17 protein-coding genes and 1 other annotated feature are annotated in these 23,567 nt (G+C 35.6%); of the genes, 14 read left to right on the top strand and 3 right to left on the bottom strand.

All coding sequences use genetic code 11. The features are described from left to right. Window positions 1–138: 138 nt before the first annotated feature. Window positions 139–627 carry a LiaI-LiaF-like domain-containing protein gene (locus BCI01S_RS10675; RefSeq protein WP_061798678.1) on the bottom strand — a complete coding sequence of 163 codons (489 nt, stop codon included), beginning with the start codon at window positions 625–627 and terminating at the stop codon, window positions 139–141. A 366-nt stretch (window positions 628–993) separates the two neighbouring features. Between BCI01S_RS10675 and hemA the strand changes: the two genes are divergently transcribed. The 8 genes from hemA to BCI01S_RS10635 all read left to right on the top strand — a co-directional run bounded on the left by hemA (window position 994) and on the right by BCI01S_RS10635 (window position 9,097). After that, complete coding sequence (gene hemA / locus BCI01S_RS10670; RefSeq protein WP_061798676.1) at window positions 994–2,343, top strand: glutamyl-tRNA reductase; 1,350 nt, start codon at window positions 994–996, stop codon at window positions 2,341–2,343. A 205-nt stretch (window positions 2,344–2,548) separates the two neighbouring features. Beyond that, window positions 2,549–3,373, top strand: coding sequence for a cytochrome C assembly family protein (locus BCI01S_RS10665; RefSeq protein WP_047943569.1), 825 nt, complete (start codon window positions 2,549–2,551; stop codon window positions 3,371–3,373). Window positions 3,374–3,411: 38 nt separating this feature from the next. Continuing rightward, window positions 3,412–4,347 carry a hydroxymethylbilane synthase gene (gene hemC, locus BCI01S_RS10660; protein ID WP_061798674.1) on the top strand — a complete coding sequence of 312 codons (936 nt, stop codon included), beginning with the start codon at window positions 3,412–3,414 and terminating at the stop codon, window positions 4,345–4,347. Next, on the top strand, window positions 4,340–5,104 hold the full coding sequence (locus BCI01S_RS10655) for a uroporphyrinogen-III synthase (protein WP_061798672.1): 765 nt from the start codon (window positions 4,340–4,342) through the stop codon (window positions 5,102–5,104). The genes hemC and BCI01S_RS10655 overlap by 8 nt, the downstream gene beginning before the upstream one ends. A 15-nt stretch (window positions 5,105–5,119) precedes the next feature. Continuing rightward, entirely contained in the window at window positions 5,120–6,094 is a 975-nt protein-coding gene (gene hemB / locus BCI01S_RS10650; RefSeq protein ID WP_047943572.1) for a porphobilinogen synthase, read from the top strand. Window positions 6,095–6,108: 14 nt separating this feature from the next. Then, window positions 6,109–7,398 (top strand): glutamate-1-semialdehyde 2,1-aminomutase, encoded by a 1,290-nt coding sequence (gene hemL, locus BCI01S_RS10645; RefSeq protein ID WP_061798668.1) that lies wholly within the window; start codon window positions 6,109–6,111, stop codon window positions 7,396–7,398. Window positions 7,399–7,604: 206 nt separating this feature from the next. Beyond that, complete coding sequence (locus BCI01S_RS10640; protein ID WP_061798666.1) at window positions 7,605–8,348, top strand: ABC transporter ATP-binding protein; 744 nt, start codon at window positions 7,605–7,607, stop codon at window positions 8,346–8,348. After that, window positions 8,345–9,097 (top strand): ABC transporter permease, encoded by a 753-nt coding sequence (locus BCI01S_RS10635; RefSeq protein ID WP_235844484.1) that lies wholly within the window; start codon window positions 8,345–8,347, stop codon window positions 9,095–9,097. The genes BCI01S_RS10640 and BCI01S_RS10635 overlap by 4 nt, the downstream gene beginning before the upstream one ends. Before the next feature lie 286 nt (window positions 9,098–9,383). Here the strand turns inward: BCI01S_RS10635 and BCI01S_RS10630 are convergent, their stop codons facing one another. Next, the gene (locus tag BCI01S_RS10630; RefSeq protein ID WP_061798664.1) at window positions 9,384–10,349 is read right to left on the bottom strand and encodes an ABC transporter substrate-binding protein; all 966 of its coding nucleotides are present in this window, start codon (window positions 10,347–10,349) and stop codon (window positions 9,384–9,386) included. A gap of 10 nt (window positions 10,350–10,359) precedes the next feature. Further along, window positions 10,360–11,115, bottom strand: coding sequence for a polysaccharide deacetylase family protein (locus BCI01S_RS10625; RefSeq protein ID WP_235844483.1), 756 nt, complete (start codon window positions 11,113–11,115; stop codon window positions 10,360–10,362). A 292-nt stretch (window positions 11,116–11,407) separates the two neighbouring features. Here BCI01S_RS10625 and spoVID point away from each other — a divergent pair, with 292 nt between their 5' ends. The 6 genes from spoVID to BCI01S_RS10595 all read left to right on the top strand — a co-directional run bounded on the left by spoVID (window position 11,408) and on the right by BCI01S_RS10595 (window position 23,485). Further along, on the top strand, window positions 11,408–12,631 hold the full coding sequence (gene spoVID / locus BCI01S_RS10620; protein ID WP_047943577.1) for a stage VI sporulation protein D: 1,224 nt from the start codon (window positions 11,408–11,410) through the stop codon (window positions 12,629–12,631). 191 nt (window positions 12,632–12,822) lie between these two features. Then, the gene (gene ysxE, locus BCI01S_RS10615; protein ID WP_235844482.1) at window positions 12,823–13,911 is read left to right on the top strand and encodes a spore coat protein YsxE; all 1,089 of its coding nucleotides are present in this window, start codon (window positions 12,823–12,825) and stop codon (window positions 13,909–13,911) included. A gap of 167 nt (window positions 13,912–14,078) precedes the next feature. Further along, window positions 14,079–14,308: a binding site (T-box leader), on the top strand. Window positions 14,309–14,374: 66 nt separating this feature from the next. Beyond that, on the top strand, window positions 14,375–17,020 hold the full coding sequence (locus BCI01S_RS10610) for a valine--tRNA ligase (RefSeq protein WP_061798660.1): 2,646 nt from the start codon (window positions 14,375–14,377) through the stop codon (window positions 17,018–17,020). Between the two features lie 145 nt (window positions 17,021–17,165). Continuing rightward, the gene (locus tag BCI01S_RS10605) at window positions 17,166–18,467 is read left to right on the top strand and encodes a bifunctional folylpolyglutamate synthase/dihydrofolate synthase (RefSeq protein ID WP_061798658.1); all 1,302 of its coding nucleotides are present in this window, start codon (window positions 17,166–17,168) and stop codon (window positions 18,465–18,467) included. A 182-nt stretch (window positions 18,468–18,649) separates the two neighbouring features. Then, window positions 18,650–20,365 (top strand): sensor domain-containing diguanylate cyclase, encoded by a 1,716-nt coding sequence (locus BCI01S_RS10600; protein WP_053215746.1) that lies wholly within the window; start codon window positions 18,650–18,652, stop codon window positions 20,363–20,365. Window positions 20,366–20,632: 267 nt separating this feature from the next. Then, window positions 20,633–23,485, top strand: coding sequence for a vWA domain-containing protein (locus BCI01S_RS10595; RefSeq protein WP_061798656.1), 2,853 nt, complete (start codon window positions 20,633–20,635; stop codon window positions 23,483–23,485). Window positions 23,486–23,567 lie beyond the last annotated feature (82 nt).

Raw genomic sequence — 23,567 nt, 5'->3', positions numbered from 1 at the left:
AGTCGCTTTTTTTATTTGTGTATAAATGAAATATTTTCCTGATTAGCCAGCCTATAGAACTTCCGACCCGCGGAAAGCGAAGAGGAAATCAGGCAGTGAGTTTTCCTGAAAGACACCCTGCACTATGTATGAACATCTTTATTTCCCCTTTTTCGAAACTAAATAATATCCCCCCAGGATAATGAATAAAATAGGTATTAAATTATTTAACGTGTGAGGACTTATCTTTAAGAATGTTAGCGAACCAAGAATTTCTTGATAGAAGAGCAAAAGAACAGCTAACAAAAGAAAAAGAAGACCATTTAATAAGCCATGACCTGTTTTATGATTTTGAAGAATAAAGCCAAGGGCGATAATCAGAATAAAAGTGCCCGTATGATCAGGCCAAATAGCAAGTTTATTCACTAAGTGAAAGTGTAAACCAAAGCCAGTTAAAATCACACCTGGCAAAATGACGCCATAATCCTTTCCCCCATAACCTTGAAAAAGAAAAGCAATTCCAATGATAATTAACAGGGTTGGCCAAGTATACAGATTGGGTAGAATAGTAATATCAAATTCCTTTAAGACAAAATAAATTCCAAAACCGATTAATACGATACCAGAGAACCATTTTTGTGTTTTCATTATTTCCTCCACTTCCAAAAAACTAAGCTTGAATACATAGAAGATTTTTGTTACTGTACAATGAGTAAAGTGCTATATTGTACAAAAAAAACGAATAAAATAACGATAATTTTGCAAAAGAAGTACAAACTATTATAGTAAATAACGTAAGTATAATTCTTTTTCTATTATCAATACTATATCTTACCATATGAATTCACAATTTGTTCACAATTAATAGGCAAATTGTTACCCATTTTTGAAATGATTTTGTTATAATAACTACATGTTAATAATTATTATAATTTAATCCATTTATATAAAGGGTTTAAAAATATTCGATTGGAAAAATTAGGTACTAACTTACTTTGGGGGTGTCATAAAGAAATGCATATAGTAGCTGTCGGACTAAATTTTAAAACGGCCCCAGTAGAAATTCGTGAACGTTTAACATTTGATTCAGAGCAAATAGGGGAAGCTATGAATCAATTACAAAATAAAAAAAGCATTTTAGAAAATGTGATTATATCAACATGTAATCGTACGGAAATATATGCAGTAGTAGATCAGCTTCATACTGGTCGCTATTATATCAAACAATTTTTAGCAGAGTGGTTTCAATTGGAACAAGAAGAGTTTGTTCCTTATTTATTTGTGTATGAACAAGATGGTGCATTAAACCATTTATTCCAAGTGACATGTGGCTTAAATTCCATGGTTGTTGGAGAAACACAGATTTTAGGGCAGATACGAACTAGCTTCTTAACAGCGCAATCCATTAAATCGACTGGATCGGTATTTAATCAGTTATTTAAGCAAGCTATTACCTTTGCGAAAAAAGCACATACAGAAACAGACATTGGTGCGAACGCTGTCTCTGTAAGTTATGCTGCGGTAGAATTGGCGAAAAAAATATTTGGGACCTTGCTAAATAAGAATGTCCTTATATTAGGTGCAGGAAAGATGGGCGAGCTTGCTATTCAGAATCTGTATAGCAATGGAGCAAAAAACGTAACTGTGATAAATCGCACATTTGAGAAGGCGGAAGTTCTTGCTCATCGTTTCGAAGGTCAGGCCAAACCAATGAATGAACTTCAATGTGCATTAATAGATGCAGATATTGTGATTAGTTCAACTGGATCCAATACATTTGTTATTACAAAGGCAATGATGAAGGCTGTGGAGAAAATTCGTAAAGGAAATCCGCTATTCATGGTTGATATTGCTGTGCCAAGAGATTTAGATCCGGAAATCGCGGAGTTAGATAGCGTATTCCTTTATGATATTGACGATTTGGAAGGAATTGTAGAAGCAAATCTGCAAGAACGACTAAAAGTAGCAGAAAAGATTATGATCATGATAGAGGCAGAAATTATCGAGTTTAATCAATGGCTTCACTTATTAGGGGTGGTGCCGGTCATTTCTGCTCTTCGTGAGAAGGCACTTGCTATTCAAAGTGAAACAATGAAAAGTCTAGATAGAAAACTGCCTAACCTTACTGAAAGAGAAAGAAAGATTTTAAATAAGCATACGAAGAGCATTGTGAATCAAATGCTAAAAGATCCAATTCTTCAAGCGAAGGAATTAGCGGCTCAACCTGATGCAGATCAATCGATGCAGCTATTTATGAAAATCTTTAATTTAGAAGCCGATGCACCGAAAGAAGTGAACGATATAGGAAGGAAAGAAGAAAAAGAAGCATTTTCTCCAATTGCACAGCCATCTATTCAAGTGTGATGGTGATAATGATTGGAGGGCTTATCCTGTGTGTGAATGAAGCACTTGATTCCTTTCCTTTAATCAGCCGATAATAAACTTTGTCGGGGCAGAGTTTCACTTTCCTTTTCCTAGGTTAAAATATAGATGGGGTTACAGAAATAAGAGTTATATTAAGTTAAAAAACTTGGTATTATGATCTTTTATGTTCGAAGGGGAAGCGTTGATGCAGGATATTTTTATGACTAGGCTCCATGAATTCACGATTATTCTTTATGCGTTATCTGTGCTATTATATTTTTTTGATTTTATGCATAATAACCAGAGAGCAAATCGAGTCGCTTTCTGGTTACTTTTATTTGTCTGGATATTACAATCATCTTTCCTAATTATCTATATAATGGAGATGAATAGGTTTCCGATTCTCACAATTATGGAAGGACTATACTTTTATTCTTGGGTATTGGTAACCTTTTCTTTGGTAATAAATAAGTGGTTGGAAATTGATTTTATTGTGTTTTTTACTAATGTTGTCGGATTTATTGTTATGGCAATACATACTTTTGCGCCTGCACGCGATTCTGCGATAACTCATGCGGAACAGGTTGTTTCTGAGTTACTGTTCATTCATGTAACAGCAGCCCTTTTAGCCTATGGTATGTTTACGATCTCTTTTATTCTTTCTGTTCTTTATTGTATACAATATGATTTATTGAAACAGAAAAAATGGGGAAGGAGAGTTATGCGGATCGCTGATTTAGCCAAACTAGAACATATATCTTACTTATTAAGTGTGTTTGGTGTACCATTATTATTAATTGGTTTAATTCTTGGGGTGCAATGGGCCATTATTCAAAAACCAGATTTTCTCTGGTATGATCCGAAAATAATCAGCTCCTTTATTGTGTTACTCGTCTATAGCAGCTTTTTGTATTTACGAGTTTCCCAAAAAATGAGGGGGAAAAATATTGCCCTCTTAAATATTGCTAGTTTTTTAATTATGTTAATTAATTTCTTGTTAGTAGGTAATTTTTCCACCTTTCATTATTAAAAGGAAGACTACATAACGGAAATGTTGGAGGTACTTTTATGCGTAAAATAATTGTTGGTTCGAGGAAAAGTAAGCTTGCCATTACTCAGACGAATTGGGTAATTAATCAGCTGAAGAAATTAGATTCTTCTTTTGAATTTGAAGTGAAGGAAGTGGTTACAAAGGGAGATGTTGTGCTCGATGTCACTTTATCCAAGGTTGGAGGAAAGGGGCTATTTGTAAAAGAAATCGAGCAAAGTATGCTGGATAAGGAAATTGATATTGCTGTTCACAGTATGAAAGATATGCCGGCTGAGCTTCCAAAAGGATTAACCATTGGCTGTATTCCTGAGCGTGAGGATTATCGAGATGCTTTGATTAGTAAAAATCATATCTCTTTAAAAGATTTAAGAGAAGGGGCAGTCATTGGGACAAGCAGCTTGCGAAGAGGTGCTCAATTACTTGCAGTTCGTCCTGACCTTGAAATCAAATGGATACGCGGAAATATAGATACCCGTCTAAATAAGCTAGAAACAGAAGAATATGATGCCATCATATTAGCTGCTGCTGGGTTAGCGAGAATGGGATGGACAAGTGATGTAGTGACAGAGTTTTTAGAGCCTGAAGTCTGCTTGCCGGCAGTTGGTCAAGGTGCCCTTGCTATTGAATGCCGTGAAGATGATAAAGAGGTATTAGAACTTCTAAGCAAGCTGTCCAACCAAGATACGACGCGTACTGTTTATGCAGAAAGAGCCTTTTTACAGCGTATGGAAGGCGGCTGCCAAGTTCCGATCGCAGGATTTGCACAAGTGAAAGAAAATGAAGTGTCATTAACAGCATTAGTTATTTCACCTGATGGGAAACAGATATATAAGGAAGAAGTATCAGGAGAAAATCCAGTAGAAGTAGGGGAGCAGGCAGCAGCCATTTTAACAGACAAAGGTGCAAAGGGCTTGATTGATCGATTGAAAGAGGAGAATATTATCGATGGCTAATCAGCTTCTTGGAAAAAAAATTCTCGTCCCACGATCAAAAAAACAAGCGAGTGTCTTGTCAAAGCAGATTATTGATTTAGGCGGTATTCCAGTTGAAGTACCATTAATCGCGTTTCGAGAAAAACAACTTCCAGATGAAGTAATTGCTTCTTTAAAAAATAAAGCATATGATTGGCTTGTCTTTACGAGCCGTAATGGAGTCGATGCTTTTTTTAAAGAAATGCACAGATTAGAATTAACCATTGTTGCTCAAATAGCCGTTATCGGTGAAAAGACGACAGCTGCTATTGCGGAATATGGGTATCAAGCAGATTTTATGCCGACATATTTTGTTGCTGAACAGTTTGCAACAGAGTTTGCAGCAGTGCTGGAAAAAAAACAGAGAGTTTTAATTATAAAAGGAAACAGATCAAGAGAATTTCTAGCAGAGCAATTAAAGAAAATATGTTTACAAGTAGATGAAGCTATATTGTATGAAACGTATTTCCCACTAGAGAGTGAAGAGCTGCTTGTTGATGAAATAAAGAAGAATGATATAGAGGTATTGCTTTTTACCAGTTCCTCCACCGCCCATCATTTTATGCAAATCATCAAAAAACATCAATTGATTGATAGGGTGGAAAGGTGTATTGTGATTAGCATTGGGCCAATCACAACAGAAACTTTGCACAGCTATGGGATGCATGTAACGATTACAGCAAAACCATATACAACTGATAGTATTCTGGAACATTTAGTGCAGTATTTAACAAAATAATTTGGAGGTAAGACCATGGTTGAATTTAAACGTCATCGCAGATTAAGACAATCTGCTTATATGAGAGCATTAGTGAAAGAAACATATGTACATTTGGATGATTTAATTTATCCGATTTTTATTACAGAAGAAGAAAATAGCAAGACTGAAATTTCTTCTATGCCTGGCATTTATCAGTTTTCAATTGATCGGTTGAAGGAAGAAATGGATGAAGTTCAGGCGCTGGGAATCAAATCTGTGTTATTATTCGGTATTCCAAAGGAAAAAGACGAATGTGGAACACAAGCATTCCACGATCATGGTATTGTTCAGGAAGGTATCAAATATATTAAAGCCAACTATCCGGACATGATTGTCATTGCAGATACATGCTTATGTGAATATACTAGCCACGGACATTGTGGTGTAATTGAAGCTGGAAGAGTGCTTAATGATGAATCATTAGAATTGCTTGTGAAGGCTGCGGTCAGCCAAGCGGAAGCTGGAGCGGATATTATTGCTCCTTCTAATATGATGGATGGCTTTGTAGCAGCTATTAGAAAAGGTTTAGATGAAGCTGGATTCATTGATATACCAATTATGAGTTATGCTGTAAAATATGCTTCTGCTTTTTACGGTCCATTCCGTGAAGCTGCTGATAGTACCCCACAATTTGGCGATCGCAAAGCCTATCAAATGGATCCCGCTAATCGTCTGGAAGCATTTAGAGAAGCAGAAAGTGATGTCGCAGAAGGAGCAGATTTTCTTATTGTTAAGCCAGGTCTTCCTTATTTAGATATTGTTCGTGATATGAAAAATGAATGGAATTTGCCGATTGTTACCTATAATGTAAGTGGAGAATACAGCATGGTAAAAGCTGCGGCACAAAATGGCTGGATTGAGGAAGATAGAATTATAATGGAAACTATGACTAGTATGAAACGTGCTGGAGCAGATTTAATTATCACCTATTTTGCTAAAGATGTTGCACGTATGTTAAAAGAACAATAAAGGAGGAAAGTTAAATGCGTTCCTATCAAAAATCAGAAGCTGCATATAAAGAAGCAGTAGAGTTAATGCCAGGAGGGGTAAATAGCCCGGTCCGTGCTTTTAAATCTGTTAAAAGAAACCCAGTGTTTATGGAGGCAGGGAAAGGCTCGAAAATCTTTGATATTGATGGCAATGAATATATTGACTATGTTTTATCATGGGGGCCGCTTATTTTAGGACATGCTGATGATCGAGTAGTCGAGGGAATTAAAAAGGTTGCTGAAAAAGGAACTAGTTTTGGAGCACCAACGTTAATTGAAAACGAGCTTGCTGCTCTTGTAAAAGAACGTGTGCCGAGTATCGAAATCGTTCGGATGGTTTCCTCCGGCACAGAGGCTACAATGAGTGCAATCCGTTTAGCTCGCGGCTATACGGGTAGAAATAAAATTCTGAAATTTGAAGGCTGTTATCATGGACATGGCGATTCTTTGCTTATTAAAGCAGGATCTGGGGTAGCTACACTTGGTTTACCAGATAGTCCTGGAGTGCCCGAAAGTGTTGCAGCAAATACGATTACAGTTGCTTATAATGATTTAGAGAGTGTAAAATATGCCTTTTCTATGTATGGGGAAGACATTGCAGCTATTATTGCGGAGCCGGTTGCGGGAAATATGGGAGTTGTTCCTCCAAAGCCAGGATTTCTGCAAGGACTGCGTGATGTGACAACAGAATATGGTGCATTACTTATTTTTGATGAAGTCATGACAGGATTCCGTGTGGACTACGGATGCGCGCAGGATTACTTTGGCATTACCCCTGATATAACTTGTCTCGGAAAAGTAATTGGAGGAGGATTACCTGTTGGTGCATATGGTGGAAAAGCAGAAATTATGAACCAAATTGCACCAAGCGGACCGATATACCAAGCTGGTACATTATCTGGTAATCCACTTGCAATGACAGCAGGTTTTGAAACAATATCGCAATTAACAAAAGATACGTATAAAGAGTTTATCCGAAAAGCGGATCGTTTAGAAGAAGGCTTAAAAGCAGCAGCTGCAAAATATGAAATTCCGTTTACAGTAAATCGTGCTGGCTCTATGATTGGTTTCTTCTTTACTAATGAAGATGTAAAAGATTATGAAAGTGCAAAAACATCTAATCTAGATTACTTTGCAGCCTTTTATAATAGTATGTTAGAACAAGGCGTATTTCTTCCTCCTTCTCAATTTGAAGGGATGTTTTTATCTACGGCATTATCGGATGAGGATATTGAGCATACGATTCTTGCTGCTGAACAAGCTTTTTCTACGTTGAAAGCTTAAATTAAAACTGTAAAATAACTTATTAGTTATAGCAAAATAAAACAGCCTAAAATCCCCATGGCAATTTATCGGGATTTTAGGCTGTTTTAGTTGTTCCCATCTTTCTATGCGTTCAAATTACCTAGAACTGTCGATTTTTTGCCACTTTATGAAGGGAAATAGTATGTTATGATGCAACTATTAATAGGACAAGAAGGGATTTTTTCATGGATTCATTTGTAAAGATGCAGGACGTTAGTTTTACGTATGATCATACTACTATCTTAAATAAAATCAATTTGAATTTAGAAAAGGGCAAATCATATGCTTTAATTGGTAAGTCTGGAGTGGGGAAAAGTACACTTCTCCATCTTCTCGCTGGTTTCTTAAACCCAACGGAAGGAGAAATATTAATGGATGGGAAGAGAATCCAGCATCCACAAAAGGATATTGGCTTTATGTTTCAAGATTTAGGCCTTTTTCCTTGGTTAAATGTATTTGATGCTATTTCAATGCCTTTAAAATTAGATAATAGAAAAGCGAAACAGGAAATAAAGGATAGGGTAACAGCGTTAATAAGAGAAGTTGGGTTAAGTGGGATGGAGAGTAAATATCCAACGGAGTTAAGTGGAGGGCAGCAGCAAAGGGTAGCTTTAGCAAGAACACTTATTAATAAACCTGATTTGTTGTTAATGGATGAGCCAACATCTACATTAGATGAAATGACAAAAGAACAAATTCAACAGTTAATTGCTGAGCAGGTGGAAAAACGGCAGACCACGTTACTGTTTGTTACGCATAATATTGAAGAGGCAGTCCTTCTGGGGGAGTTTATTTTATTGCTACAAGATAATGGGGATATCGAGACGATTGAAAATCCGCTATTTAGAGTAGAGAGAGCAAAGGACAATTTATCCTTCTATAAGGCTTGTATTGAAGTACGAAAAAGATTAGCGGCGGTACATGTATGAACAAAATTATGAAAAAAATCATCGTGAATCAACTATTCTTAGGTTTTATAAGTGTCGGTTTATTTTGGTATACTGTCTATTTTCTCCTCCAGTCTCACACTATCCCCTCCCCGCTTTTAACAGTTACTTATATGTGGCAAGAAAAATATATATTGCTTCTTCATTCAGGAGCTAGTTTGTTAAGAATTTTCATTGCTTTATTCATTTCTTTGGTAATAGGTATTCCAGTGGGAATTATTTTAGGGAAAAATAAGCGAGTTAATACCTGGCTATCCCCTTTTTTATATTATATATATCCAATTCCCAAAGTAGCATTTTTACCGATATTTATGATTTTGTATGGTCTAGGAAACCAGTCTAAAATCATGTTAATTATTTGGATTATTATTTTTCAAATCATTTTGTCTGTCAGAGATGGTGTCTTACAAATACCAGCAAGCTATTTCAAAGTGATGAACGGCTATCGGGCATCTATTTTCCAGCAATTTATCTATTTAATTTTTCCAGTAATACTACCAGCGATATTTACGGGGATAAGAATCAGCATAGGGATTAGTTTAGCAACCTTATTTTTTGCCGAAAACTATGCAACGACATATGGAATTGGCTACTATATTATCAGCGCTTGGACAAAAATGAATTATGAAGAAATGTTCGCAGGAATTGTAGCCTTAGGATGTATTGGTTTATTGCTATTTATTTTATTAGATAAACTAGAATTAAAAACGACACCTTGGAATTATAAGTAAAAAGAGATAAATATAGTTTAGGGGGAAGGGGATAATTTGCCCCATTTAAATTTAAGAAAGTAGGCTGGGGAAATCACCCGCAGATTGAATACATTTGGCTTGGTTTTCTCACAACTCTTATAGGAGCGTTTTAGGGCTTGTATAAATAAAAAGATTCTCCTATATGCTGCATGTATCAATGCAATCAATACGCAGTAAGGAGAATCTACTATGATAATAACCGTAATCAAAATAAATCAAGTATACTTGTATTCAGTCTGCTCTGTTTTCCTAAAAATTGTCCCTTTTAATTTGGCAACAAAGTAAAGTCTGTTAAATCTTCATAGGAATAGCTTTCTTTAATTTGCCCTTTCTCTTTTGTCCATTGAACAATGGAATCAAAGGAATTTTTTGGCACTACACTTGCATAAGGAAAGCTTTCTTTTGTTGTTAAATAGTTGCTCATAGCTTCAGGAAATTGGTATTTAGTTAATATATCAGCATATTCCTTTGCTTTTGTATTGTTCATATAGTCAATAGCTTCATTATAAGCTTTATAAAACGCTTTGATATCTGCTGGTTTAGAGGATATTAGTTCATCTGAAAATAGAATGGATCCTCCTTTAATTCCTGCATCTGTTGAGCTTCCTAAAAGGTGAGCACCTTGGCTGACTAGCATGCTAGCCTGTGGTTCTGTAAAGACAACTCCATCCACTTTGTCTGCCATAAGTGCTTCTGCACGACTAGAAAAAGAAGGGATTTCCACGATATTATAAGTGAAGTCTTCTTTCGCTGCAAAATCATCCATAATATATTCCAAGATAAAATTCGGCACAAGGGAAACATTTTTTCCATCTAACTCTTTCATCTCTGTCACTCCTGAGTTTGGAGAGGATAGTATTTTAAAATCTTCACTTATATCAGAAGTAATCTTCATCTTTATGCCATTTTCCATAAAAGCTGCTGCTGTCATGACATCTGCGATTGTTCCGTCTACTTCATTCGCTTGGATGGCAACATTTCGATCAGTTGGAGCAGAGAAGGATTTGATGGAAACCTTTATTCCTTCTTTATCAAAGTAGCCATTTTCCTTTGCTAAAATAATTGGTATTGCTGATTCTGCTGGCAAAATGCCGATAGTTAGTTCTTCACTGGATGGTTTTTCAGACGTGTTATTTTCTGGATTAGCTGTTTTAGTTGTGGCTGTCTTTTCACAAGCAGCAGTAATTAAAACGAAAACGAGTATGAAGGATAGTGTCCATATTTTTTTCATCATCTTCCTCCTAAATGGTTACAATTTTCTTAAATGCCTCTAAGTCTATTAAATAAGGAATGGCATTTCTTTTTAGTAAAAGGGGATTACTCTGCATATCATTGTGACCATTTTCACAAGTGAATGCAAGTTTAAATTCTTTTTCTTTTAAAGTGAGTATATTGGATTCATTGAATAGGCCAAATGGATAGGCAAATACATTTTTATGGTTGATTAGAATATGTTCGTTGCATTCGTCTAGATCTTTGGCAAAAGTTTCTTTACTAGAAGTCATTAATAGACTTTCTGACTCACTTGTACGTATATGCATTTGATGTGTGTGATTGGCATATTCAAATACGTCTTTCATTTCCTCTAGGTCTCTTGTAGATAAACAGACAGATTTATCTTTTGCAAATATGCGTTTGTTATCATGCAGCCATCCTGTTACCACAAATGCTGTTGCGTGAAATTGATATTTTTTTAGAATCGGATAAGCATATTCTTTGATGGATTGAAAGCAGTCATCAAAAGTAAGTAATATTGATTTTTCGGGTAAGGAATTGCCTCCTTCATAATATGCCTTTACTTCCTCTAAAGATAAAGTGTGGAAACCATTGTTAAATAAATACTCCATTTGTTGTTCAAATTTTTCTAGTGTAATGAAAAGGGGAGAGGGCAAGAAATCCTTATATGCTTGTTTGACATCAATTGGATGTAGTTCTGCTGCTTGAAAATCTTCCTCTTTTCTTATTTCGTGGTACATTAACACAGAAAAAGCCATCATAAAACCTCCTCTTTAATAAAATGCAGAATTCCTGCATTTCCAATTTAAGTAATTTTGTTAACTTACAAAATCTTCTTTTATTATATCGGACCATAATGGGAAAAAACGGCTAGAAGTATAAATAGTTTTAACAATTTGGTGTATAAATTCAGAAAAATAAGATTTTTTGTTGAGATTCGATTCTTTCTTAGCCAAACAAATAAAAGAAATATTCATAAAGTGTTACAGATAATCATAAGTTTTTAAAGACAATAGTGATATACACGTGAAAGGAATGAGAGGAGGAGTCGCTTTGTCTCAAGAAAATTCGTCTATTTTACGGTTTTCATTGGAAGAGTCCGTCTGGTTTCAAAAAGGACAGGAAGTAGCAGATCTGCTTTCCATTTCACTTGATCCCAATATAACGATCCAAGAGAACGATCAGTATATTATCATTCAAGGCTCTTTAGAGCTTAGTGGTGAATACAAACGCTACAATGAAGGGGAACAAGAAGAGGAGGAGGTTTTTAAGGCTCCTAAATTAGTTCATTCTGTAATGGAGAGAGAGGAAGGGGTATGTGAATTTTTACACCATTTCCCTGTTGATATTACGATTCCTCTTGAAAGAGTGACAAGTCTTGATGATGTGGAAATCGAGATTGACACTTTTGATTATGTTTTTCCCGAAAGAAGCTGCTTAAATTTAACGGCTGATTTAACTATTTCTGGCTTGGCTGCTGAAGAAGTGGAGGAAGATATAGCGGAGGAAATAGAAGAAGAGTTGGAAGTAGCACGGCATACGGAAAAAGAGGCAGAAATAGTGGAAGAGAAGGCAGAAGAAGTGGAACTAGTACGGGATCATTCGAAGGAAGAGGAGGAGGACGTTTTAACTGATTCCATAGAAGAACCTGTTGAAATTGCGGTTAGTCCATTTCAAATTGTTAGTCCCTTACTAGAAGAATTGCGTGAAGAGAAGGAAACAGAGGATGACTTATACTCTTCCTTCGAGTTAGAGGTTAGAAAGACTCCAGAAGAGGAGGATGAATGGAGCACAAACGAACATACAAAGATCCCTTATTTTTCTGAGGCAGTTAGAAAGGAGGATGAGACTACTCCTGCAGAGCCAGAGATGAAAGTTTCCATATTACGGAGTGAAGAAAAAGTATTTTCTGCAGAAGAAGTCTTTCAAAAACCAGATCACGAATCCTCCACTGAAGTAAAGCAAGAAGAGGTTGTTTTGGAAGAAGAGGAACTAGAAGAATCATCTTCTTCTCCTAATGAGGAGCCTAAAAAGAAGAAAGGCTTCTTTAATAAAACAAAGTCTCTTACTTTTACAGAGTTTTTTGCTAGAAAAGAAGAAGAGAAGCATACAAAAGTGAAAGTTTGTATTGTACAGCAAGGCGATACATTAGAAAAATTAAGTGACCGATATAATGTAAATATCCATGCATTGTTAAAAGAAAATCGCATGGAAGCAAATCAAGATATCTATGAGGGGCAAGTTTTGTATATTCCTAGGAATTTTGTAGAGAAATAGGGCACAAACAGCAGGCAGGAGAAAATCCTGCTTGACTGTTTTTCTTGGCTTTTCAACCGTCTTTTGCTCTTGAAGTTTAAACAGTAAGAGAGTGAAAGGAATTGGGGAGGAAAACAAAATAGAGTCGATTGTTAATCGAATATATGATAAATGCCCGAATCGTCAACTAACCATCGATAGAAACGGAGAAGATGGCAGTTTCACTTTATGAGAAAGTGTGGGCGGATATGAATGAACAAAATATATTAAAGAAGTATACACCAATTTTGAAGCCATATGCAGTCGAACCGAATTTTGTAGAGGAGTTCGGAAAAGTAGCGAAGATTTACAGTAGTAAAGGAACTTTTGCTTTGAAACGAATGGATCCTCATCAAGGTGCAGATTTCACCCGTCATATTCGAATGCTATATCAAAAAGGATATAATCGGATTGTCCCGATCTATCCAGCTGTGGATGGAAGATACGCTATTTTTTATGACAATAAGCTGTTTTACTTAATGCCATGGTTACCAAATGAGGAAAGAGAGAATTATTCCAGGAAGCATCAGCAAATGTTTCGCGAGCTTGCACGACTTCATATCTTATCTTCGAAAGAAGTGAAAATTGAGAAGGAAGATCGACAGGAGCATTTTGAAAATACACAGTTAGATATTGAAAAAGAACAAGAGTTTTTAAATGGTTTTATTGAGCTATGTGAAAATAAAGAGTATATGTCACCATTTGAATTAATGTTCTGTCTGTATTACCATGACATTCGGCAGGCGTTGATCTATTCGGAAACAAAGCTAAAAGAATGGTATGAGGAAACGAAAGAAGATGAAAAGGCAAGAGTCTCCATTATTCATGGGAAACTGTCATCAGAGCATTTTCTTTATGATGATAGAGGATATGGTTACTTTACTAATTTTGAAAAAGCTAGGTATGGAACGGCAAGTCATGATTTACTTCCATTTCTCTCACGCTCCTTAAAAACTGGACCGAAGCAGAATGATGAATGCATTGAGTGGCTATATACGTACTTTAAGCATAATCCATTAAAATACGATGAAATGCTATTATTTTTAAGTTATTTAGCTCATCCTGGCCCCGTTATTCGAGTTTGTGAGAAATATATGAAAGCAAATAAGAAAGACATTAATGAACGGAAATATGTTCAAAAGCTGCTTAAACAATATTGGCTTTTAAAAAATACCGAATATGTTGTCATGCGGGTGGATGAGATAGAAAGACAAAAAAAAGCACAGCAGGATGCTGCGGAACAAGCAGAGACCCAGGATTAAAAAACTTGGGTCTATTATTATTGGGTACTATAATTGTCACCATTTTTTCTCGTGTTCATAAAGTAAAGACAAACAAAAAAAGGAAATGAATAAAATTAAAAAATTTAGGCAATCCTTATTGACGAGATTAAGTTATTTTCGGTAGTATAGCATATATAAAATAAATTATTAAAGCAATGACAGGGAGTAGTACAGTGTAAGTTGTTTCAAAGAGAGGAAATCATTTGCTGTGAGATTTCTATTCAACCCATTGGAAGGTAGCCCTCGAGCTTCTTTTGCGAACGGTGTGCTTATTAGTAAAAGACGGACAGTATCCGATATCATCTTTTAAAGAGCCAATACCTATTTTGTATTGGAAAAAAGGTGGTACCGCGAACAAACTCCATTCGTCCTTTTAAGACGAGTGGAGTTTTTTTATTTGCTTTTAAAAAGTACGAAGGAACAGGATAAGGAGGAAATTAGGATGGAAATGAAAGAAATCTCCATGCCGACAAAGTATGATCCAGCAAGTATTGAAAAGGGTCGCTATGATTGGTGGTTAGAAGGCAAATTTTTTGAGGCAAAGCCAGATGAAGGAAAAAAGCCTTATACAATCGTAATCCCGCCTCCAAATGTAACAGGTAAACTGCATTTAGGGCACGCATGGGATACAACATTACAAGATATATTGACAAGAATGAAAAGAATGCAAGGCTATGATGTACTATGGTTACCTGGAATGGACCACGCCGGTATTGCTACCCAAGCAAAAGTAGAAGAAAAGCTGCGCGCCCAAAATATTAGCAGATATGATCTTGGCCGTGAAAAATTTGTAGAAGAAACATGGAAATGGAAAGAGGAATATGCAAGTCACATTCGTGCCCAATGGTCTAAATTAGGTCTAGGATTAGATTATTCTCGTGAAAGATTCACATTAGATGAAGGGCTATCCAAAGCAGTTCGTGAAGTATTCGTTTCTTTATATAATAAAGGGCTTATCTACCGCGGAGAATACATTATCAACTGGGACCCAGCTACCAAAACAGCGCTCTCTGATATTGAGGTAATCTATAAGGATGTACAAGGTGCCTTTTATCATATGAAATATCCTTTAGCAGATGGATCTGGTTATATTGAAGTAGCGACAACTCGTCCAGAAACAATGTTAGGCGATTCAGGTGTTGCTGTTCATCCTAAAGATGAAAGATACCAGCATTTAATTGGTAAGAAAGTAGTTTTACCGATTGTAGGAAGAGAAATTCCGATTGTTGCGGATGATTATGTGGAAATGGACTTTGGTTCAGGCGCTGTTAAAATGACTCCAGCCCATGATCCTAATGATTTTGAAGTTGGAAACCGTCATAATTTAGAAAGAATCCTGGTAATGAACGAAGACGGTACAATGAATGAGCGTGCTGGTAAATATGAAGGAATGGACCGTTTCGAGTGTCGTAAACAAATCGTCAAAGATTTACAAGAAATGGGTGTTTTATTCAAAATCGAAGAACATATGCATTCTGTTGGTCATTCTGAGCGAAGTGGGGCAGTAGTAGAGCCATATCTATCTACCCAATGGTTCGTTAAAATGCAGCCATTGGCTGATGAGGCAATCGCCTTGCAAGATAAAGAGGATCAAAAAGTTAACTTTGTTCCAAATCGCTTTGAAAACACATATATGCGCTGGATGGAAAATATTCGTGATTGGTGTATTTCTCGTCAGCTTTGGTGGGGACATCGTATTCCTGCTTGGTATCATAAAGAAACAGGTGAAGTTTATGTAAATCATGAAGCACCAGCAGATATAGAAAATTGGACACAAGAGACAGACGTATTAGATACATGGTTCAGTTCAGCGTTATGGCCATTCTCTACATTGAACTGGCCAAATACAGAGGCAGAAGACTATAAGCGCTATTATCCTACTGCTGCTTTAGTAACTGGATATGATATTATTTTCTTCTGGGTATCTCGCATGATTTTCCAAGGTCTTGAGTTTACTGGGGAAAGACCATTTAAAGATGTATTAATTCATGGACTTGTTCGGGATGAACAAGGTCGCAAAATGAGTAAGTCTTTAGGAAACGGTGTCGATCCTATGGATGTAATTGCTAAGTATGGTGCAGACTCCTTACGTTATTTCTTATCAACAGGAAGTTCACCAGGTCAGGATTTACGTTTCAGTATTGAAAAAGTAGAGTCTACTTGGAACTTTGCGAATAAGATTTGGAATGCTTCCCGTTTTGCGTTAATGAACATGGATGGTTTAACGTATGATGAGATTGATTTATCAGGTGAAAAATCAGTTGCGGATAAGTGGATCTTAACGAGATTGAACGAAACAATTGAAACAGTGACACGTCTATCTGAACGCTATGAGTTTGGAGAAGTAGGAAGAGTCCTTTATAACTTTATCTGGGATGATTTCTGTGACTGGTATATTGAGATGGCGAAGCTTCCATTATACGGTGATGATGAAGCGACAAAACTAACAACTCGCTCTATTTTAGCGTACGTGCTTGATAATACAATGCGTTTATTACATCCATTTATGCCATTTATCACAGAAGAAATCTGGCAAAACCTTCCGCATGCTGGCGAATCGATTACCGTTGCGGACTGGCCAGAAGTAAATCAGTCATTCACAGATGAGAAAGCTGCAAATGATATGAAACTGCTTGTTGAGATTATTCGCTCTGTTCGTAACAGCCGTGCAGAAGTAAACACACCAATGAGCAAGAAAATCAGCATTTTATTAAAAGCTAAAGATGAAGAGGTAAAAGCTACCCTTCTTGAAAATAAATCTTTTATTGAGCGTTTCTGCAACCCGGAAACATTAAGTATTGATACAGATATTGCTGTTCCGGATAAAGCTATGACGGCTGTAGTAACAGGTGCTGAAATTATTCTTCCTTTAGAAGGTTTAATTAATATGGAGGAAGAAATAGCTCGATTAAATAAAGAGTTAGAGAAATGGAATAAAGAAGTAGAACGTGTTCAAAAGAAATTAAGCAATGAAGGCTTTGTAAAAAAAGCGCCAGAAAAAGTAATTAACGAGGAAAAGGCAAAAGAAAAAGATTATTTAGAAAAACGTGCTGCAGTGGAAGCGCGTATTAATGAACTAAAAGGTTAATTTCATAGTAGAACGAAGGGTGTCTCCGCTATCAAACCTTTGAGGCACCCTTCTTCTATGGAGGAAGCATTTACTTTTCATAATACTAGTTAAAGTTAATTAGAGCATATACTGGCAATCATTAATCTTATAAGAGGGTGTAGCAATGTTTCATAATTATGAAGAAGCATTAAATTGGATTCATTCTCGTTTGCGTTTTGGAATAAAGCCTGGGTTAACAAGAATGGAAATGATGATGGAAAAGCTAAACCATCCGGAAAAACAGATAAAGACAGTTCATATAGGTGGAACAAATGGAAAGGGATCTACTGTAACTTACTTAAGAAATATTCTGCAACAAGCAGGATTAACAGTTGGAACCTTTACCTCTCCATACATCGAACAATTTAATGAGAGAATTAGTGTAAACGGAATAGCAATTAGCGACGAAGAAATTTTAGTATTAGCAAATAAATTATTACCAATTGTCGAAGAAATGGATCAGATGGAGATTGGCGGACCAACTGAATTTGAAATTATTACAGCGATGTCTTTCTACTATTTTGCTTATATCAATAAAATAGATATTGTCATTTATGAGGTAGGATTAGGTGGTCGTTTTGACTCAACAAATATCATCTCCCCTTTGCTTTCTATTATTACAAGTATAGGATTAGACCATACAGCGATTTTAGGAGACACCTATGAAAAAATCGCCTTTGAAAAAGCTGGCATTATTAAAACAGATACACCGATTATTGCAGCAGTGAGACAAAAGGGTGCTCAAAAAGTAATCGTAAATCAGGCAAATGAAAGGAAAGCGCCTATCTATCTATTAGATAAAGATTTTATGATAGATAAATACCATTCAACACCTACTAGTGAATCATTTGGATTAAAGTCCATATTTTTTAAATGGGAAGATTTACAGATTACCATGTTTGGTAAGCACCAAGTGGAAAATGCATCACTAGCTGTAATGGGTGCCCATCTATTGCAGGATACCTTTGAATCCATAAATGAAGATAGTATTCGAAAGGGATTATTTCAATCCAAATGGCCTGGCAGATTGGAAATTCTGTCAGAACATCCTTTTGTCGTAGTAGATGGGGCACATAATGAAGAAGGAATCGATGCACTGGTAGATGTATTAATTAATCGCTATAAAGATAAGAAAAAGCATATTATCTTTGCAGCACTTTCTGATAAAAAAACGGACAAAATGATTGCTAAATTGGATCAAGTGGCAACAACAATTACTTTTGTTACATTTGATTTTCCACGAGCTGCAAGCAGCAAGACATTATATGAAGAAAGTAATCATCCATTAAAGGATCAGAACAGTGATTGGAAGAAAGCTATTCTCAATCAATTGGAAAAGCTTACAGCAGATGACCTATTCCTCATAACGGGATCTTTGTACTTTATTTCGGAAGTGAAGGAATTTTGGAAAAATTATCAGAAATAACTACATCGCTTAAAAAAATATAGATTATTAGAATAGAAAAAGGTAGTATATATTTATTAGGCTGAAAATGTGGGAATTTTAAGAATATGATGGGGTTTTCACTTTTCATATAGTAAATAAAAATGATGAAATACAAACTTAATTGATAGATGAATGGATACAAAAGGGAGGGGGAGATGTGTATGATTAACCCAGTCTACAAAAAATTAATATGGACAGTTTGGACACTCCTCCTTCCTTTTGGTTTGTGGTTTTCTTATACATTGTATCCTCCGCAAATTTATGATAAGGGTTGGGAGTTAGTTGCTTTTTTACTATTTATGACAATTGTCGCTAGTATGCCGATGATTATAAATGGCATTCCAGTGTTTTTTCTGCAATGGGCAACTTTATCTGTTTTCTTAATCTTTGGATTAGTTATGGAAATCATTCTTGTTCAAATCGCATTATTAGCTGTACTCTATCAAGCTAAATTAGATAGGAAGTCGCTATTCCGCTTACCGATGAATTCTATTATGTTTTTCCTTGTTTCCTTTATTAGTGGGATTATTTACTATAGTTTCGGAGGCGGACATGGATTTGATATTGCCTTAAATTTTAAATCATTTGCTTTAATTAGTGTATATCTCATTTCCTATCTCTTACTCAATACTTTGGGGATATTTTTTATTGTTCGCTTTATCTATAAGCGAAAGCAACGATTTATCACCAAGGATTTGGTGTGGGAAATATTCACAACGATTATCACATATCCGGTAGGCATCGCTTTATATCTTATGTATGAATATATCGGGCTAGCTGCCTTAATCTTAATCGGTGTTCCATTTATCACGTTATCACTTATTTTAAAACTATATCATTCTAGTCAAACGGCGAATGATTATTTACGAAAAACAGCAGAGATTGGCCATCAGCTTTCTCAAAATTTGTATGTAAATGAAACAATCGATTTTTTTATCGAAAAGCTTTATGAATTATTTAAAGTTGATTTCGTGTTTATTCATCAAGTTAATACGAATGAAGATTTAGAAATGATATCACGTGTGGAGCAGCAAGAGAGATTACCTCTATTACCTGAAATAATGAAAGAAAATGAGGGGATTTGTGGGAAAGTGCTGGCGTCGAAAAAAGCAGAAGTATACCATTCTAAGCAGGAATGGCAGATCGTAAACAAGGGATATATGCCGGAGGGCGTTCAAAGTGTACTCTGTATGCCGCTAAATAAAAATAATAAAGTAATTGGTGTATTATTGCTGGGAAGCAGACAAAAGAAGGCATTTGCAAACATCAAGTTAATGGTTTTAGACCTTTTATGCAGCCAATTTGCCATTGCGCTTGAGAACGCTAAATATTTTGAAAAAACAAAGGAAAATAGTGAGAGGTGTGCTCTGACGAAGCTTTATAACTACCGCTATTTTGAAAAAATATTAAGTGAGCAGTTTACTAAATTGAATGAAAAGAATTTGGACAATCTTGCGCTCATCATGTTGGATATTGACCATTTTAAAGCGATTAATGATCAATATGGTCATCAAGCTGGAAATGAGATTTTAATAGGTTTCGCCAAAAGAATTCAAAATCTTATTGGTGACCACGGATTGGTTGCTAGGTATGGTGGAGAAGAATTTGTCATCCTATTAAGCAATATAGAGAATAAAGAAGCATTTGATTTAGCTGAGTTTATCCGCAAGAGGATTGCCTCTAGGCCATTTGTCATTAAACAAAATATCGACGATCGTCAACAAATAAAGAATGTAAATATAACTGCTTCCCTTGGATTAGCTTATGCGCCAGTAGATGCGGATGAGCCGTTAGCTTTGATTCGTCATGCGGATCGAGCATTATATGTGGGCGCTAAACGAGCAGGACGTAATCGTGTCGCAGGTTATGTAAAATAAAGGCTTCTTGCAAAAAGGATCGAATAACCTGAAAGTTTTTTATCTAACTGATGGATAGTTGGATGAAAAGACAATGAATTAAAAGCTCTTTGAACTTCCTAGGTGAAGTTCATTTTTTTTGGAGAATTTATCGTGAACGATTAGAGAATGCAACTTATTCCCCCTATAAAAAGGCTATACTAGTTCAAAAGTACTTGATATAATGATGGTAATATTGTGTTTATAAAATAAAACTAGTAAAAGGGTAATAAATAGGGGTGCGATTTTATGAGGAGAACGAAATTAGCTAGTAAATTTTTCATCGTGTTATTGATATTATTATTCATCTTACCTACTACAGAGACTAATGCATCTGCCACTACTCCATCTGTAGGCTTTTCTGTTACCCCATCTCAAAATATTATTGTAAAACCTAGTGGTGGAGTAGCACAAGGAAATTTAGATGTTCGTTTGACTCCAGAAGGGAAAGTGACCAGCAGCAATCGTTCTCCCATTGAATTAGCATTTGTATTCGATAAATCAGGATCGATGGACGAGCTTGGTTATAATCCAAATAAATTTAAAAGTGCAAAAAATGCAATTACACAGGCTGTTGATTACTTTAGTGAAGATCCGAATATATATGATAGATTCGCATTTATTCCCTTTTCAACGGATGTAGAAAAAGAAAAAATGGTTTATTTTCCTATTTATGCATATAATTCAGCGGATAATGTTAGAGAAAATTTAAAGACTATTAATAATGTAGCGAATCGTCTCGTTGCAACTGGGGGAACAAATTATACTCAGTCCTTTCAAACAGCGGGATCTATGCTGGCAAGCGGCAATAATAATGCTAATAAATATATTGTATTTTTAACAGATGGCGAACCAACTTCTTCTATTATGGAGGAAACATTTACAGATAAAGTTTGCACAAATTATTATTTCTGGCAAACATGTTCAAATAAGCAGGTTAAGGATACGGTTACGTATACTATTTATACAAATAACACTGCTAGAGCTGTTAGATCCAATGGAACTATCGTTTCAACAAGTTTAAGTTATGTGGAAAAAGCAATAAAATCTCATATCGAAACAGAAGTAAACAATCTTGCCGCCAATAACTATAAACTCTATTCCATCGGTTTTGGAACAAACAAGGAAGTAGATATGAGTTATTTGAATAAATTGTCCGAAACAACAGGCGTAACAGCCCAACAAGCATCTGAACAATCTATTGCAAAAATATTTGAGACGATTTCGGAAAAAGTAAATACACCTACTATTTCAGCTGCGATAAAAATAAATATTTCGAAGTTTGGTGACAAGGTCAAATTAAGTAATAATGCAAACGTAACAACAGATAGTGTGGGAGATATCATTATTAAGAAAGACATTCTTTTCCCTGTCAATCAAGATCCATCAGGTTCTATTGATATATCTTTGCCGTTGACTTTTAGTGAAACGGGAACGTATGTATTTGATGATATAACTTTGCAATATAAAGATTTAGACGGAAATACGCAAACAAAGAAAACAAGTACAACAATCCAAGTAAAAGAGGATGCGCCAGCTAGTTTTTCTTCGACCATGACGTTAGAAAAAGTAGTAAATGAACTAAATGATTTAATCAAGACAAGCAATTCATCAGATAAAACGAATTATTTTAATGTCAAATACACGTTGAATCCAATTGGTCTTGTGAATAATACAGTAAGTGGCACGCTAGCTAATTTAATTATCGAACAACCACTACCAGATAGTGTATCCATAGTCACCACAGATAGCGTTAAAGAAATTACAAAAAATGGTAGTCGATATGCCGTTATTACTTTACCGAATGAGATTCATTACTCGAATGGAAGTTTTATTCCTTCGACAATCAATAGAACAGTTGAATATAAGATCAATTATGCTGTAAATAATTTAAGTATGCCAAGAGCAGACTTATATTTTAAGGATTCTCGTTTCCAGTTTATAAATGCCACAACTATATCTCCATCTGCGCAAACAATGAATATGAAAGTACAATTAAAAGAGTTTACGATGATTAAATATACTGGAGATGCAGCAGGGATAATCGAAAAAAGGGAACAAGAAACAAATAAGAAATTAGCTAATACCGAATATCCAAATGATTATAATCTTGCCAATAAGTCTGTAAAAGAAATGGTATTTGAACAAGAATCTAAAAATCAAACTATTGAAATTACGTATTCGGATAACAGTAAAGCATATTTGCACTTTTTACCTGACTTTGAATTAATTGGACAGGATACAAAAAAACATTATAAGAGTGGTTCTACTTCAACAGAGTTTATTGATACTGTATTAACCCAGAAAATACCAGGACAAGATGTGACTTATGCTTATAAAATCGATAACGGTTCTGATAGTACTGGCTGGAAAACGTTCAAGCCAAAAGATAAAATCAGCATTGAAACATCAGGAGAAAATACAATATCGATTAAAGCAGCTGGTGGGTTTGCGAATAATACAGAGATCGTAAAAACGATTAAAATAGCATGGCCGATAACTTCCATAACAATCGAGCCTAATCCGATAGAAATAAACGTTGATGGCACAAAGAGTTTTACGATAACAATCGAGCCGAATAATGCTACGAATAAGACTTTGGATATAGCTGTGGCTAATCCATCTATCTCAAGCTTAATTCCTGGACAAAATACACTAATAGGAAATACAGCAGGAACGACTGAATTAATTGTGAAGACGACAGATGGATCCAACCTTATACAGCGGATTCCGGTGCATGTTAGAGATCCCTATGTAAAACTAGAGAATATTTCATTTACGAAGCCAGTTTATACAATCGAACGTAGTGCTGGAACAAATGACAAGCTTATAGCGGTAGATGATCTCTTAATCTTTAATCCTTCTAATGCGACAGATAAAGATATAGAACAAGTTCTGTCTAATGCTCCTGATACAGTGGAAGTAATTAGGCAGGATGGACAATATTATTTGAAAGCAGCAGATGTTGGTTATGCAGAAATAATCGCTATTGCAGAAAAGCAAAAAGATGGTACCCAGCCTAAAGATTCTACCCTTTTCAAAGTAGTAAAAGAAAAGGAAGGAAATAATGGCAATGGAGAAGACGGAGATGGACGCTGGTAAATTGTTTGTACCCTAGCGGAACCAAAGATTGGGACACAAGTATCCCACAAGTAAAACCCGAATGATTACGGAGAGGTAAATT

The organism is Niallia circulans NBRC 13626 (assembly GCF_001591585.1).
GTDB lineage: Bacteria > Bacillota > Bacilli > Bacillales > Cytobacillaceae > Niallia > Niallia circulans.
The sequence above is the reverse complement of the archived record's forward strand: the minus strand, read 5'-3'. Positions and strand labels throughout refer to the sequence as shown.